The sequence below is a fragment of the Lutispora saccharofermentans genome (genome assembly GCF_024363565.1).
GTDB classification, from domain to species: domain Bacteria; phylum Bacillota; class Clostridia; order Lutisporales; family Lutisporaceae; genus Lutispora; species Lutispora saccharofermentans.
The window spans coordinates 56,129-70,922 of the sequence record NZ_JAJEKE010000003.1; the positions used below are offsets into that span (position 1 = coordinate 56,129).

A 14,794-nucleotide genomic window follows, 5' to 3' on the forward strand; every position below is an offset into this window, starting at 1 on the left:
AGGATTGGGAATATGAATTTGGCGGATAATGCCAGGCATGATAAAGACTTTAAAACTGCTGAGAAATGGGCCATTATTGGAGTTGTCGGTAATCTGGTATTGACAGCATTCAAGGCATTTGCAGGGATTGTAGGAGGCAGCAGCGCTATGGTAGCGGACGCTATGCACTCAGCTTCTGATATTATAGCCTCAGCCGTAGTATATGTAAGCTTAAAAATTGCAAAAAAACCTGCCGATGAGGAACATCCCTTTGGACATGGAAAAGCAGAAGCCATATCGGCTGCAATTGTAGGATTGATGCTTATAGCTGCAGGTATCCAAATACTAAGAACTGCTTATGCTTCAATATCCAGCGGTTCTCTGCATGCTCCGGGGATAATTGCCCTATATGCAGCTATTACTTCAATAGTTGTAAAGGAAGGCATGTACAGGGTCACTTATAGCGTAGGCAAGAGAATAAATAGCCCGTCAACTATCGCTAATGCCTTAGACCATAGGTCTGATGCTTTCTCTTCCATAGCAACCTTCGTCGGAATAGGCGGTGCTATATTAGGCTATCCCATAATGGACCCAATAGCCGGCGGACTGGTAGCCTTGTTTATATTAAAGATGGGCTACGATATAGTTGTTGATGCAACAAATCAAATTATGGACAAGTCCCCTGAAAAGGAAAAGGTAGGATTGATAAAGGAAGCCGTATTAAATACACCGGGAGTTGAGAGCGCTCATGGCATTCGCATGAGACAGAGCGGCCCGTTCTATTTAATAGATCTGGACATATGCGTAGATAAGGGCGTCAGCCTTGATGAAGCCCATAAGATAGGCGATATAGCAAGGGACAATGTTTATAAGGCATTGGATAAAGTATATGAGGTAAGGGTTCACATAGATCCCCACCAATAAATTTTATGCAATATATTTATCAAATATTGGTAGCAATCTAGTTAAGGAAAGCAGGTGGAGATAAAATGCTTACAAAGGAAGCATATGAAAATTATATTTTGATATTAAAGAGTGAATTGATAGAGGCTTTAGGCTGTACTGAGCCTATAGCAATCGCCTATGCGGCAGCCAAGGCAAAGGCGGTTTTAGGCAAGCAGCCGGAGAGAATGGAAGTTGGATGCAGCGGAAATATCGTAAAGAATGTGAAGGGCGTTGTAGTGCCAAATACAGGCGGCCTCATAGGTATTGCGGCGGCTGCCGTTGCAGGAGTAGTTGGAGGAGACCCGGACAGGGGGCTTCAGGTATTAGAAAGCGTTAAGACTGAGGACCATAATGAGATAAGAAAGCTGCTGAAGGAAGACTATTGTTCCGTATATCATCTTCAGGGGGTAGAAAACCTTTATATTGCAGCCAAGGTTTTTTCAGAAGGCGAATCAGCAGAGGTTTACATCAAAGATTCCCATACCAATATAATCAAAATAGTTAAGAATGGGGAAATCATTTACGAAAATAAAGAAGGCGCTCAGAGCGATTCGGCACCGATTGGAGATAGAACCCTTCTTAATATAAAAGACATTATAGAATTTGCGGATACTGTAGATTTAGGGGAATTGCGCGGCCTTCTTGCAAATCAGGTTAAGATGAATACGGCGATTTCAGAAGAAGGCTTAAAAAACAACTATGGTGTCAGCGTAGGCAAGACGCTTTTAAAATACTACGGCGATGATATTAAGATAAGGGCTAAAGCTAAGGCTGCAGCGGGAAGCGATGCCAGAATGAGCGGCTGCTCTCTCCCTGTTGTCATCAACTCAGGCAGCGGAAATCAAGGTATAACTGCATCCATTCCGGTAATCGAGTATGCAAAAGAGCTGAAGGTCGGCGAGGAAAAGCTCTTTAGAGCATTGATAGTGAGCAATCTCACAGCCATTCACCAAAAGGAATTGATAGGGAAGCTTTCGGCTTATTGCGGTGCTGTAAGCGCTGCGGCAGGAAGCGGAGCCGGTATAACTTATCTTCACGGGGGAGGCTACGAAGAAATTTCCAGAACGATTATAAACACTATAGCCAATGTGGGCGGTATGGTGTGCGACGGAGCCAAGCCTTCCTGTGCCGCAAAGATTGCTTCTGCTGTAGATGCCGCAATCCTCGCTCATCAGCTCAGCTCCCAGGGCAATGCCTTTAAAGAGGGAGAAGGCTTGGTTAAAAATGGAGTTGAAGCCACTATCGAGAGCATCGGAAGATTAGGTAAAAAAGGCATGGAAAGCACTGATATTGAAATAATCGATATCATGCTCAACAAATAAGCAGGATAAGACAGACAAAATTCGACAAAATACGTAAAAAGGTATATACTTATATATATACTATATTATATAGTCTTTATGCGTATTAGAACAGAGCAATAAACGCTGCAGCAGCAGTTCTACTTTGGGTTGAGGAGGTTTTTTTGTATGTCCTACTTAAAGCTTATAGATGATAAAATTCAATCTTTGGCCGAGTCTCTATCATCCATACTGAATGTGGAAACTACGGTGGTAGACAGCAGTCTTTTGAGAATTGCAGGCACAGGAGATTTTTATCACCGCATCAACGAAAGCAGTCCGGAAAATTCATTGTTTGCCAAGGTATTGAAAAACGGCAAGCCTGAATTCAACATATATGAAAAAGATAATGCCGTATGTCGTTCCTGCAGCTATGGGGACACATGCAAAGAGCGCAAAAGCATGATCTATCCCATTAAAGTTGAAGAAGAAAATATTGGGGTGGTGTGCTTTGCCTCCTTCAACCAAATACAGGATCAACTGATGCTCAGTAAAAAAGAAGAATATATGGAAATGCTGAAACATTTTGCCGAGAGCATTGAAAAAGAAATAATCAGCATAAAAATGATAAATAAGCTTAATATGGGTATAGCCGAGATAAATGGTGTAATTAATTCCATAAACAGATGCATAATTATTTTAAACAAAGAACAGAGAATAATTCACATCAATTCCAAAGCCATAAGAATACTCAATATCAATTTTTCAGCCAGCAAGATCATCAACAGGAAGATAAGCGACATAATAAAAAACTTCAAGGTTGAAGACACAAACAACAAGGAATTGGTAGGAAACTGGACAATTGAGAACAGGATATTAAAGGTACTCTATAAAGTAAATTATATTATACTTGACAAGAAAAACATATCAACCCTTATAGACTTCGATGCTTTAGATGAAATAATCAACATAGCCGTTACTTATAACAATGATAATGTAATAACCTTTGAGAATATTGTGGGATGCAGCCAGGTCATGCAAGAGGTGATAGATAAGGCCAAAATAGCCGCTAAATCCGACTCCACAATATTTCTTTATGGTGCCAGCGGTACAGGCAAAGAGCTGTTTGCCAGATCCATCCATAATGCGAGCTTCAGGAAAGACGGCCCTTTTATAGCGATAAACTGCGCTACTTTGCCTGAAAACCTTATAGAGTCTGAACTGTTTGGTTATGAGAAGGGCTCCTTTACAGGAGCGAGCCCCAAAGGGAAAATCGGTAAATTTGAGCAGGCGAACAACGGAACATTGTTTCTCGATGAAATTGCAGACCTTCCTCTGCATCTTCAGGCAAAGCTCCTTAGAGTCCTGCAGGAAAAAAAGATAGACAGGATAGGCAGCACCACACCTACGGATATAAACGTAAGGATAATATCAGCCACTCATAAAAATCTGCAGGAGATGGTGAGAAAAAACCAGTTCAGGGAGGATCTGTATTACAGATTGAACGTCATACCCCTATCTCTGCCATCCTTGAAGGAAAGAGAAGAAGATGTGCTTTTGTGCACCGAATATATAATCAAAAAACTATGCAATAAAATGAATAAGCCTCAAAAATATATATCCAAAGATATCGAGGAAAAGTTTCTGAGCTATAGCTGGCCTGGCAATGTGAGAGAACTGGAAAATGTATTGGAATATGCCATTAATTTTTCAAATGATGATGAGATCGGCGAGGAGGACCTGCCGGAATATTTCTTAAACAATATTGCAAAGACGGAAACAAAACATGAATGTGTTGATATAGAAGCCATAGATATAAATAGCTTGAGAAGCTTGGATGAAATGACAAGAGATTATGAGAAAAAAATACTGAAAAGGCTTCTGGACTTATACGGCGATACAACGGAGGGAAAAAGGACAATAGCAAAGAAGCTTAATATGAGCATTACCACACTATATAGAAAGCTTAATGATTATTAAAATAGAATATGGAAATCCTTGACTTAAACATTTTAGAGCAGTATAATTAGAATATAGGTAAAACATTATTTACTAATAGTAAAAAGGGGTGTTTTTATGAAAACAAGAAAGCTTTTGATGATACCAGGACCAACTCCCGTTGCGAGATCAATCCAGGATCAGATGGGAAGAGAGACAGTAGCATTTGGTGATCCGGCTTTTGTGAAGGATTTCAAAGAGCTTTTGGAAGACCTGAAAGTTTTGTTCAAATGCAGCGGAGAAGCTTTTGTTGTTGCCGGCACCGGAACTATGGGCATGGAAATGGCCATTGCCAACACAACAAAGAAAGGCGACAATGTACTGATAGTATCTCACGGATTCTTCGGTGATCGCTTCATAGATCTATGCAACAGAAAAGGCTTGAATGCTGATGTGATTTCCAGCGAATGGGGAGAAACAGTACCTGTCGAAAAAATAAGAGAGAAGCTGAAAGAGAAAAAGTATGCAGCTATGACGGTTACTCATGTTGATACTTCTACAGGTGTATGCGCATCGGTTGCTGAAATAGGCAAAATGATGAAGGAATTCCCTGAGACTATCTACATAGTTGATGGAGTATGCGCTACAGCAGGAGAACCGGAATATGTGGACGAAATGGGGATCGACGTGCTTCTTACAGGCTCACAGAAAGCTTTTGGAGTGGCTCCGGGCTTGACAATGCTATGGGTAAGCCAAAAAGCTATGGATAGACGCAAGAGCTTGGGCACTATTCCCGAGTTCTATATAGATTTTGAAAAATGGCTTCCAATAATGAAGGATCCTTCCAAGTACTATGCTACCCCGGCTGTTAACTTAGTATGGGCATTGAAGGAATCTGTCAGGATCATAAAAGAAGAAGGAATAGAGAACAGATATGCAAGACATAAGAAGTATGCAGCTGCCATGCAGGATGCATTGGAGACTTTAGGATTTAAAGTGCTTGCAAAGAAAGGCTGCAGAGCAGTCACACTATCCAATCTGGTTTATCCTGAAGGAACCGATGATGCGAAATTCAGAGGACTTCTGGCAGAAGAGGGAATCATGGTGGCAGGCGGTTTAGCCGCATATGCAGGAAGAATGTTCAGACTGGGCCATATGGGCAATATTGATAAGCATGACCTTGTATCTGTAATAGCGACTATAGAAAGAGCATTGTACAGAGCAGGTATGCCTGTAGAGCTTGGTAAAGGTGTAGGAGTAGTTCAAAAGCATTTGATGGATTAGAATATATAGCAAATGAAGTTGCAGTCAAAAAACCTGCCGGTGTATTTATCGGCAGGTTTTTTGATTTGTTTCTTTATTATTCCTAGGAGCAAAACGGCCCATTGCAATTACTAGCAAGCTTATGAAAAAACCCACGAATAAAGGATCGAATTTTTCCGGCAGAAGCAATTTGCCCGCTAATACAAATATAGGCCCAAGTACCATGGAAGCAACTGCATAGCTGCTATTGACCTTTCCTTTCATGAAAAGTGCTGCACAAAGAGGAGCAAATACAGCAGCACCTCTCAAACCCATGGACATGAAACTCCATTTAAGTATCAAGGATTTTATATTTCCCGTTATGAAGACTACTGCAGACAGGAGCGTGATTATAATTGTCTTTCGTGTTACTTTTAAAAGCTTCTCGTCATTTGCAGTCTTATTTATATAATTCTTATATATGTCCTTAGTAAATATAGTGCTTATTCCTAATGAAAGGCCGGCACCAGTTCCAACGACCGTTACCAGGAGCGTTGCCAGAACAATACCGCTGAGCAAAGGGCTCATATGCCTTATAACAAATTGAGGGAATGCGGATGCGGGGCTGATGCCAGAATAATTCATTTTCATATAAAGCCCTATTATAATACCGCATAATCCTATAGGGGGTATTAAGACAGCACTTATCAATGAGCCTAGTTTTGATTCACGCAGAGTTCTGCCGGAGAGGATTGCCTGTATGTATGTTTGCGTAGATAATACGCCAAGTATTAATGAAAAACCGGCGGCTCCGTCTATCAAGAGCCCCCTGCCAAAAAGACTGAAATATGGCTGTGCCGGAAATACCTTAACATATCCAGATACACCGCCTCCATATTTGAAAGCTAAAAAACCGCCTATAATAACCGATGCGTAAAGAAGAATAAGTTTAGCCAGGCCAACAAAGCCTGTGCCCCAAACACCTCCAAAAATAACATAAGCAGCCATCAAAAAAATCGCTATGAAAGCGGCGGCTAAGGCACTTATATTAATCATGGAAGTCAAAAGGGCTACAGCGGATAGTACTTGAGCAATTATATTCAAATATGTCCCTATTGAAACAAATATACTTGATATAGGTCCTGCCTTACTGCCGAATTCTTCAGTTAAAATTTGGGGCACTGTCTCCTTATTACTTTTATATAGCGGGTCAGAAAAAACTAATGAAAGAATTAAACAGCCAATGCCTGCACCTAAGGTGAACCACCAAGCCGAAAAACCATAAAGAAAAGCAAGCTGTGCTGTCCCTATGGTAGAAGCACCTCCTACTAAGGTTCCCATTATAGTTCCTGCTATTATAGCAGCACCTGCTTTTTTACCGCCTACAGAAAAATCAGAGGAAGTTTTAACTTTTTTACCGGAGTATATGCCCACCATGGTTATGAAAAAAAGAATGAGGGCCATACCCAATATATGCTGTAATGTTATTCCCAGCATGTTGTAACCTCGAGTCACTTTACCATACGAGTTATGTTGAAACGATATTTATCTCCTCTGTAAGCGGCTGTTTTAAGCTCAATAGGCCTATCATCCATATCATAGATTATGCTTGTAACAAAAAATACAGGGGCGCCATAGGGTATCTTTAAAATATCAGAAATGGTGCCGTTAGCCGGTAAAGCCTCGAAAGATTGATTCTGCATTTTAGGCTTTATATCTGGAATACTCTTATAAAGATCAATCGTTGTATACGATCTTTGGGATTTTTCATTGAACTCTGCACTCTTTACCATTTCCCTGCCAAGGGTTTCTGAAAAAAAGGAATTATATATAGCCATAGGCTCCTTATCACCTAAACCAAGCAAAGTAAGCTTGATTACGGAAGAAGATATCGGGATCGCAAGCTTTGTAGCGATCTCAAAATCTGCGGATTCTGATTTCCATTCGAGCAGTTGAGTAGATGGTATAATTCCTTTTGCTTTAAGCGTCTCTTCAAAGGGCGTCACTGAAAACAGCGGTTGCTCAACTTTTGGTGGAGATACAAAGGTTCCCTTGCCTTGTACCTTGTAGATGAAACCTTCATTTGTGAGGTCAGCTAACGCTTGTCTTACTGTTATACGGCTGACATTATACATTTCACTAAGTTCTCTCTCGGTAGGTACTTTTTCATGAGGGCTCAAATCGCCGTTAATGATATTTGCCCTCAAAGTATCTTTCAATTGCTGATAAAGGGGCGTGGGTCTATCTGCATTTATAATAATATCACCTCCATTATCAAATATCATAACATGAAATAACAATATTTGCAAAAGATTTCTTTATATTTCCGTATCATTATTATAATGTATTATAAGCAAGGGTATTGCCGCAATATTACAGCATTGCAATACATTTAGCTACTTTAATGCAAATAAGCTAATAATTTTATATTTTCAAAAAATTTTTATTTTTAAGAAGGAAATATAAAAGATGTGGCGAATATAAAATTAAATGTTATAACAACATAAACCGGAAACGCATAAACACTAATGAATGACATTACCACAATAAACTAATAATTAATAGGCCCATTTTAATACCTAAATATCATATAGGGGGGGATAAAATATAGTATTAAAGCTTATATATGTACATATTTAAAAAAGGAGATGTTGAAATTGAAGCCAATAATAGGCATTACTTGCGCTTGGAGTGAAGAAACATGGGGTAATTCCTCTGACGGAGAAGGTTACTACTATGTTGGCAGACCTTATGCAGAAGCTGTTACAAAATGCGGCGGTATTCCAATGATGATACCTCCCAGTTATATCAATGAAGATTTGCATGAAATGATAGACAGAATATTAAGCTGTGTTAATGGGCTGATTTTTTCAGGAGGAGGTGATGCCAAAAGATTTTCACCCGCTGAATTTCCTACATTAGAAGAGCAGCAGCCGAGAAGGTATTATTTTGAGAGTGAATTATTAAAGGAAGCATCGAAAAGGAATATCCCTGTTTTAGGCATATGCAGAGGTCATCAAATGATAGCGGAAGTTTTTGGAGGGAGTATATCAAAAGAGCTTATTGATGGGCATAAACAGAATTTGCCCGGCTATAAACCATGGCATGAAGTAAGCATAGAAGCAAAAAGTAAGATGAGTGATATCACCGGAATCCATAATTGGCGGGTTAACAGTTTCCATAGGCAGGTTGTAGAAAAAGTACCGGAAGGATTTATAGCTTCAATAAAAGCAGATGGAGGTACAATTGAAGCAATAGAATCTATAGATCATACATTTTTCATTGGCCTTCAGTTTCATCCGGAAGAGTTAATGAGGTTTGATAAACCTTCTGAATTAATAATAAAATGTTTAATTGAAAATGCAAAAATTAGTAGATGAAATAATATCATACTTGATATAGTATGCAAAGGGTTAAGTATTTTTAAAAAATAATAAGGAGGCTTTTATATGACTACACAAAAGGTAGCAGAGGTTAAAAAAAATACTAGATTACCAGAATTTTTAAGAAACCCTAACTCATATGTCATCATTTTCATACTAATATTATGTGCTATGATAGCAACTTGGATAATACCCGCCGGTCAATTTGAAAGAGTGAAGGATGAAGCTTCCGGCAAGACGGTAATAGTAGCTGATTCTTTTAAGAATGTTGAATCTGCTCCTGTAAATGTATTTGGCATGTTAAAAGCTATTCCTATAGGGGTCAAAGATTCTATAGGGATAATTACATTTATATTTATCATTTCAGGTTCTATACAAATTATAAAAGGTACAGGTGCATTGGATGCTGGCATCATAAAGGTTGTAAATAGGCTTAAAGGTAAGGACACTCCTCTTCTTGTTATAATCACCATACTTTTTACATTGCTTGGAGCTGCTTTTGGTTTTGCAGAAGAAACTATTCCATTTATCCCACTGGGTGTATCTATGGCTTTAGCTTTAGGATATGACAGGATGGTAGGCTTCCATATTGTGCGTACGGCAGCTTGGATTGGCTTTGCAGGGGCGTTTCTGAATCCATTTTCTATCGGTGTTGCACAAAGTATAGCAGAGTTGCCTCTTTTCTCAGGCTTAGGTTTCAGAGTTTTATGTTATTTCATTTTCCTGGGTATCGGGTTATGGTTTATCATTGGTTATGCTAAGAAGGTAAAAAAGGACCCTTCAATCAGTGTATTGTATAATTATGAAGGTGAAAGAGGAGATAGCTCCTTTGTACTTGATCTTGAAAACTCTGCTTTTACCTTAAGGCAAAAAATAGTGCTGTTACTATTTTTAGTTAATATCGGTTTGCTAATATTCGGAGTAATAAAATACGGCTGGTATACAACAGAGCTGTCCGCATTGTTTTTAGGATTCGGAATAATTTGCGGCTTTGTCGGAGGAATGCCTCCTAATGGAATTGCTAAACAGTTTTGCAAGGGAATGGCTGAGGTTACTTCCGGTGCCATAGTTGTCGGGCTAGCAAGAGCAATTGTAGTTATTTTGGATCAAGGTATAATAATGGATACCATAATATATGGTTTATCGAGGCCCATTATGGATGCAGGGGCGGTTGTAGCTTCACTGGGGATATTTGCTATTCAGTCGCTATTAAATTTCTTTATTGGTTCAAGTAGCGGCCTTGCTGCGGCAACAATGCCGATAATGGTGCCTTTAGGCGATTTAATTGGCGTAACAAGACAAACTACTGTTCTTGCTTTTCAATTTGGAGATGGTATAACAAATATGTTATATCCTGCAATGATGTATTATTTAGTATTTGCTGATATACCATATAGCGGGTGGTTTAAGCATATACTTAAGCTAGTTATATATCTGTCAATAACAGCTGCAATATTAACGGCAGTAGCAGCAATAATTAATTATGGTCCATTTTAAGCATCATCTTTATAATAACAAATCAATATAAACAGTATGAATTTATAATACATATTTTGTCTATTGTTTAATCAAGATAGCAGTGAAACTCTAATTTAGAAGTTAAATTTTAATTAGAGTTTCACTATGATATAAATCTTACAATAAATTTTGAAATTAAGCAGGAAAATTGAAAGATAAGTAGAATACTATATATAGTTGTTATAACATGATATAACATATAAAGGAGTGTATAAAAGTGAAAAAGGATTCTTTACGCTTTTTGTGCCCAAATGGACACTTAGGGTTCGCCCCAAGTAAAGAGGGCAGTTTTTATGAAGGGGTAAAACAAAAGCCGGACTATATACTTGCAGATTCAGGCAGTGATGATATAGGACCGGGACCATTGGGCGAAGACATATGCACCAGCCCCAAGGCATGGCAAAAGCACGACCTGGAGCTTATGCTGGTAGAATCAAGAAGATTAGGTGTGCCCATGATCATAGGCTCTGCAGGTGATACAGGCACTAACAGCCGAGTGGATATGTATATCGATATGATCAGAGAAATTGCAAAGGATCATAATATACCTAAATTTAAATTAGCATATTTCTATTCCGAAGTAGATAAGCAGGTTTTAATCGATAAAATAAAAAAAGGCCAGGCTATAAAAGGCCTTGATGGTAGAAAAGACCTAACTTTGGATGTCATTGAACGTACAAATAATATTGTGGCGGTTGCGGGTGTCCATCCATATATTAAAGCATTGGATATGGGAGCTGATGTAATCATCGGAGGGCGCTCCAGTGATGTGGCAATTTTTGCGGCACCTGCCATGAGAGCGGGATTTCCCGAAAACTTGTCATACTACCTTGGTAAGGTTATGGAATGCGCATCATTTTGTGCAGAGCCCTACGGAGCAAAAGAGAGCATAATAGGCGAAATTACAAAAGAAGATGTAAAAGTTACAGCTATGCATCCTGAGCAGCGATGCACCATAGCTTCAGTTGCAGGCCACGCCATGTATGAAAGATCAAATCCTTATTATGAAAATTTCCTGGGCGGATGCCTGGACATGACCAATTGTGTATATGAGCAATATGACGAAAAGACATGCAGGATAACAGGACCTAAATACATACCTGATAAGCAGCTCATGGTGAAGCTTGAAGGTTCAGGCAAGATTGGAGAAAGATATATCGGTATAGCAGGGGTGAGAGACCCTTATACCATAAAAAATATAGATAAGGTAATAGAATGGTGCAAATCTCAAATCAGAGAAAGGTTTGGAGATACAGGCTATTCTGTATACTTCAAAGTATTTGGTAAAAATGGAGTAATGGGAGATTTGGAGCCTATTAAAGAAACAAAATCTCATGAGCTATGCATAGTAGTCGAGGGTGTGGCGCCTACTGCCGAAGTAGCAGAAGAAGTCACAATGATCGGTACCCGTCAGGTATTCTACGCTAGACTTCCTGAAGTTAAAGGAACCGCGGGAGGAGCAGCTTTTGTACTGGATGAGGTATTGAGAGCAACTCCAGCCTATGAATGGACAATGAACCATATAATGCCCGTAGATGATCCTATGGAGCTATTCAACGTTAAAATGATTGAAATAGGTTAGAATGGAGGGGAATGAACAGATGAAAAAAGTTAAGCTTGTAGATTTAGCAAAAACCATAAGGAGTAAAAATGCTGGGGTTGATAAGTTAACCTTTGACATAATCTTTAGGGAAAAAGAAAAATACGAATTGGTGAAGAAAAGTGGAGCTTTAACCAAAGAAAATATATGTAAAATATATGATATATCTGAAGACAGGATATCTGATTTTGTTATGTTTGATCCTGCATATGCCTTTAAGGTTACTTTATATAGAAGCCGTCCCAGCGGGAGTGCAGGAGAAGGCGACATATTCGGCTCTCAGCAGTATGCACCGCTTTTAGATATAGAGATACCTATCGAAGAGTAAATAACGATTTGAGATAGAAAAAGCCTTACAAAGTCATATGAATTTGTAAGGCTCTTTGTTTCATTTGAAGCTTAACTTAGGCTTTAATATCCCTTGGCACTGCAAACAGCATTATTCCTCCCCCGATTATAAAGAGGAGCATTACGCTCAATACACCGTAGCGGGATTGACCGGTGATCTGGCTGAAGAAAGCGTAGAGGGCAGGGCCCATAATGGCGGCAAACTTACCGAATATATCATAAAAACCGAAGAATTCATTTGCTTTCTCCTTGGGTATCATTTTGCCGAAGTACGAACGGGACAATGCCTGTATGCCGCCTTGAGAGGTAGCAACCAAAAAGGCCAAAATCCAGAATTCTACTGCAGATTTCATATTATAGGCCACAAAGCAGATTATTATATACATTACGATTCCGATAAGCAGCATATTGCGGGTTCCCACTTTTTTAGCCAGCTTCCCATATATGATGGCGAAGGGAAAGGCTACTATCTGAGTCATCAAAAGCGCCAGAAGCAGCGAGTTGCTTCCAACCCCTACAGAATCTCCGTAGACCGTTGCCATGCGTATTATGGTGTTGACCCCGTCAATATAAAAGAAATATGCCAATAGGAAAATAAATACGGATTTGTATTCCCTTATATTCATAAAGGTCTTATAAAGCCTCAAGAAGCTTTTTCCTATTATATTCTCTTCGCTTTCAATATAATAGATCTGTTTTACATTTTTCAGCATGGGTACGGCAAAGACCGTCCACCACACAGCGGTAAGCATAAATGAGATCTTCACTGCGAGGCTTGAGCCTATGCCTATTTTGCTTCCGAAAAGTATGAGGCCTATGGATATTATAAAAGGTATGGTGCTGCCTCCGATATATCCGAGAGCAAAGCCGTAGGTTGAAACAAGGTCCATTCTTTCTGCGCTGGTGACGTCGATCAAAAATGCATCATAAAAGAGATTGGCTGCAGAGAAGCCTACTATGGTTACCATATATATTATTAGTATCAATGCCCATTGATCGGTAAAGCTTAATGCAGCAGTGGATAAAACGCCTATGATAAAAAAGAAACGAAATAATTGCATTTTCTTGCCCCTGTAATCTCCTATGGTTCCAAGGATTGGAGCCAAAATAGCTACTATTAATGTGGCTGCTGAATTGGCATATCCCCAATAGGAATCTGCCATATTAGGGTTTATGCCGCCGGCTTTTGCCATAGTCTTAAAAAATATGGGAAGTATGGATGCGGTGATGACCACCGAGTATGCGGAATTGGCCCAATCATAGAATATCCAGCTTTTCTCTTCCCTGGTAAAGTTTTTAAACATATTACCCCCCCTATTATGTATTTGATTTCATTGTAACCCAGATATGATAATAGTGAAAGATGTCCCATGTAAAGTTATTGTAAAGTCCTTTGACTTTTGCGATCAATAGTGCTATATAAAAAGCATAAAGATGCTTTAAAGGAGGTGCCCTTATGCCGGCTTTACTGACCCACTACCTGTGCGGAGATATGGTGCTTAAATCAATAGATGCCCCTGGGGCGGCGGATATGATCATTCAGCATAGGAACCTATTCAATCTTGGAACCCAAGGACCTGATATATTTTTCTATCATAACGCTTTGCCGTGGGTGAAAGGAGAAAGCTTGAGCAAATTAGGCGGGAAGCTTCATAGTGAAAAGGTGAGAGCTTTCTTTGAGTGTGCCTTGGCAGTCATTGATAGCATACAGAATGCTAAAAAGGAAATACTTCTTTCATATGTTTATGGCTACATATGCCATTATTCTCTGGATGTCCATACTCATCCCTATATATTTTATAAAACAGGATTTGCAGCAGATGAGACGGAGGATAAAAAAAAGTATGATGCCTATCATAGAAGATTTGAGGCAGAAATAGATGTGCTGATGGCAGATAAAATATTAAATAAAGATGCAAATAGAATAGAAAGCCATGAGCTCATAATGATTGATAGGGAAGAAGCCCTGGCAATATCTGATATGTATCATCGTATTTTTAAGAAAATATTTGATCTGGATATCCCTATAGAAAAAATTCAAAAGGCTCCTAATGATATGCGGCTTATAACAAAAGCTTTTCGGGACCCCCTGGGGATAAAGAAGCCTGTAGTCGCTTTTGCAGAAAAGCTTATGGGCAAGCATAATCTCATTTCCAATATGATATATCCGCTGAGGGTTGACAGCGATTTGGATCAATTGAATGTCAAGCATTCTTTATGGCACTGTCTCTGGGATAAAGAAATGCAGCTGAATTCTTCCTTTATGGATCTTTTTAATGAAGCGGCAGCGGAAGCAAAGCTTATGTGTGAAAGCATTGATGGATATATAAATGGGAGTATTGGTATTGACGAAGTGCTGAGGATTATAGGCAACAGGTCTTTTTCATCCGGGCTGGACTGTTGCGAGGATATTAAGTTCAAATACCATGATTTGATATATAGCTGATTTTGTCAAAACTTGATAAGGCATGGCGAAAATGATAAGATAAGCATGTAGTTTAGGAAGCTAAGTGATATTATATTAGTTGGCAATTATGTAAATAATATAATATATAGAAATG

The 14,794-nt window shown here is 39.1% G+C and carries 12 protein-coding genes; 9 read left to right on the forward strand and 3 right to left on the reverse strand.

The genetic code is table 11. The features are described from left to right. Nucleotides 1-12: 12 nt before the first annotated feature. From LJD61_RS05265 to LJD61_RS05280, 4 genes are all read left to right on the forward strand, one after another. Complete coding sequence (locus LJD61_RS05265; protein WP_255226473.1) at nt 13-903, forward strand: cation diffusion facilitator family transporter; 891 nt, start codon at nt 13-15, stop codon at nt 901-903. 65 nt (nt 904-968) lie between these two features. Then, the gene (locus LJD61_RS05270) at nt 969-2,246 is read left to right on the forward strand and encodes an L-cysteine desulfidase family protein (protein ID WP_255226474.1); all 1,278 of its coding nucleotides are present in this window, start codon (nt 969-971) and stop codon (nt 2,244-2,246) included. A gap of 147 nt (nt 2,247-2,393) precedes the next feature. Continuing rightward, nucleotides 2,394-4,184 (forward strand): sigma-54-dependent Fis family transcriptional regulator, encoded by a 1,791-nt coding sequence (locus LJD61_RS05275; protein WP_255226475.1) that lies wholly within the window; start codon nt 2,394-2,396, stop codon nt 4,182-4,184. A gap of 96 nt (nt 4,185-4,280) precedes the next feature. Then, entirely contained in the window at nt 4,281-5,426 is a 1,146-nt protein-coding gene (locus tag LJD61_RS05280; protein WP_255226476.1) for a pyridoxal-phosphate-dependent aminotransferase family protein, read from the forward strand. A gap of 45 nt (nt 5,427-5,471) precedes the next feature. On the opposite strand, the gene LJD61_RS05285 is transcribed toward LJD61_RS05280, so the two are convergent. Both LJD61_RS05285 and LJD61_RS05290 read right to left on the reverse strand, forming a co-directional pair. Continuing rightward, the gene (locus LJD61_RS05285; RefSeq protein WP_255226477.1) at nt 5,472-6,881 is read right to left on the reverse strand and encodes a sodium:solute symporter family protein; all 1,410 of its coding nucleotides are present in this window, start codon (nt 6,879-6,881) and stop codon (nt 5,472-5,474) included. A 14-nt stretch (nt 6,882-6,895) separates the two neighbouring features. Further along, entirely contained in the window at nt 6,896-7,669 is a 774-nt protein-coding gene (locus tag LJD61_RS05290) for a GntR family transcriptional regulator (RefSeq protein WP_255226478.1), read from the reverse strand. Nucleotides 7,670-8,041: 372 nt separating this feature from the next. On the opposite strand from LJD61_RS05290, the gene LJD61_RS05295 reads away from it, so the two are divergent. The 4 genes from LJD61_RS05295 (at nt 8,042) to LJD61_RS05310 (ending at nt 12,213) form a co-directional block, all read left to right on the forward strand. Then, nucleotides 8,042-8,764: a gamma-glutamyl-gamma-aminobutyrate hydrolase family protein gene (locus tag LJD61_RS05295; RefSeq protein ID WP_255226479.1), complete on the forward strand. Its 723-nt coding sequence runs from the start codon at nt 8,042-8,044 to the stop codon at nt 8,762-8,764. Nucleotides 8,765-8,833: 69 nt separating this feature from the next. Beyond that, on the forward strand, nt 8,834-10,264 hold the full coding sequence (locus tag LJD61_RS05300) for a YfcC family protein (RefSeq protein ID WP_255226480.1): 1,431 nt from the start codon (nt 8,834-8,836) through the stop codon (nt 10,262-10,264). A gap of 238 nt (nt 10,265-10,502) precedes the next feature. Then, nucleotides 10,503-11,867 carry an acyclic terpene utilization AtuA family protein gene (locus tag LJD61_RS05305; protein WP_255226481.1) on the forward strand — a complete coding sequence of 455 codons (1,365 nt, stop codon included), beginning with the start codon at nt 10,503-10,505 and terminating at the stop codon, nt 11,865-11,867. A 19-nt stretch (nt 11,868-11,886) separates the two neighbouring features. Beyond that, a complete protein-coding gene (locus LJD61_RS05310; protein ID WP_255226482.1) occupies nt 11,887-12,213 on the forward strand; it encodes a DUF4387 domain-containing protein in 327 nt (108 codons plus the stop codon). A 76-nt stretch (nt 12,214-12,289) separates the two neighbouring features. Here LJD61_RS05310 and LJD61_RS05315 read toward each other — a convergent pair whose 3' ends face one another. Further along, entirely contained in the window at nt 12,290-13,537 is a 1,248-nt protein-coding gene (locus tag LJD61_RS05315) for an MFS transporter (protein ID WP_255226483.1), read from the reverse strand. A gap of 152 nt (nt 13,538-13,689) precedes the next feature. Here LJD61_RS05315 and LJD61_RS05320 point away from each other — a divergent pair, with 152 nt between their 5' ends. Then, a complete protein-coding gene (locus LJD61_RS05320) occupies nt 13,690-14,679 on the forward strand; it encodes a zinc dependent phospholipase C family protein (RefSeq protein WP_255226484.1) in 990 nt (329 codons plus the stop codon). Nucleotides 14,680-14,794 lie beyond the last annotated feature (115 nt).

What these genes read in the sequence shown, in the direction of transcription:
- LJD61_RS05265 (WP_255226473.1), top strand. Translation starts at nt 13, where the DNA reads ATGAATTTGGCGGATAATGCCAGGCATGATAAAGACTTTAAAACTGCT.
- LJD61_RS05285 (WP_255226477.1), bottom strand. Translation starts at nt 6,881, where the DNA reads ATGCTGGGAATAACATTACAGCATATATTGGGTATGGCCCTCATTCTT.
- LJD61_RS05280 (WP_255226476.1), top strand. Translation starts at nt 4,281, where the DNA reads ATGAAAACAAGAAAGCTTTTGATGATACCAGGACCAACTCCCGTTGCG.
- LJD61_RS05315 (WP_255226483.1), bottom strand. Translation starts at nt 13,537, where the DNA reads ATGTTTAAAAACTTTACCAGGGAAGAGAAAAGCTGGATATTCTATGAT.
- LJD61_RS05300 (WP_255226480.1), top strand. Translation starts at nt 8,834, where the DNA reads ATGACTACACAAAAGGTAGCAGAGGTTAAAAAAAATACTAGATTACCA.
- LJD61_RS05275 (WP_255226475.1), top strand. Translation starts at nt 2,394, where the DNA reads ATGTCCTACTTAAAGCTTATAGATGATAAAATTCAATCTTTGGCCGAG.
- LJD61_RS05320 (WP_255226484.1), top strand. Translation starts at nt 13,690, where the DNA reads ATGCCGGCTTTACTGACCCACTACCTGTGCGGAGATATGGTGCTTAAA.
- LJD61_RS05310 (WP_255226482.1), top strand. Translation starts at nt 11,887, where the DNA reads ATGAAAAAAGTTAAGCTTGTAGATTTAGCAAAAACCATAAGGAGTAAA.
- LJD61_RS05270 (WP_255226474.1), top strand. Translation starts at nt 969, where the DNA reads ATGCTTACAAAGGAAGCATATGAAAATTATATTTTGATATTAAAGAGT.
- LJD61_RS05290 (WP_255226478.1), bottom strand. Translation starts at nt 7,669, where the DNA reads ATGATATTTGATAATGGAGGTGATATTATTATAAATGCAGATAGACCC.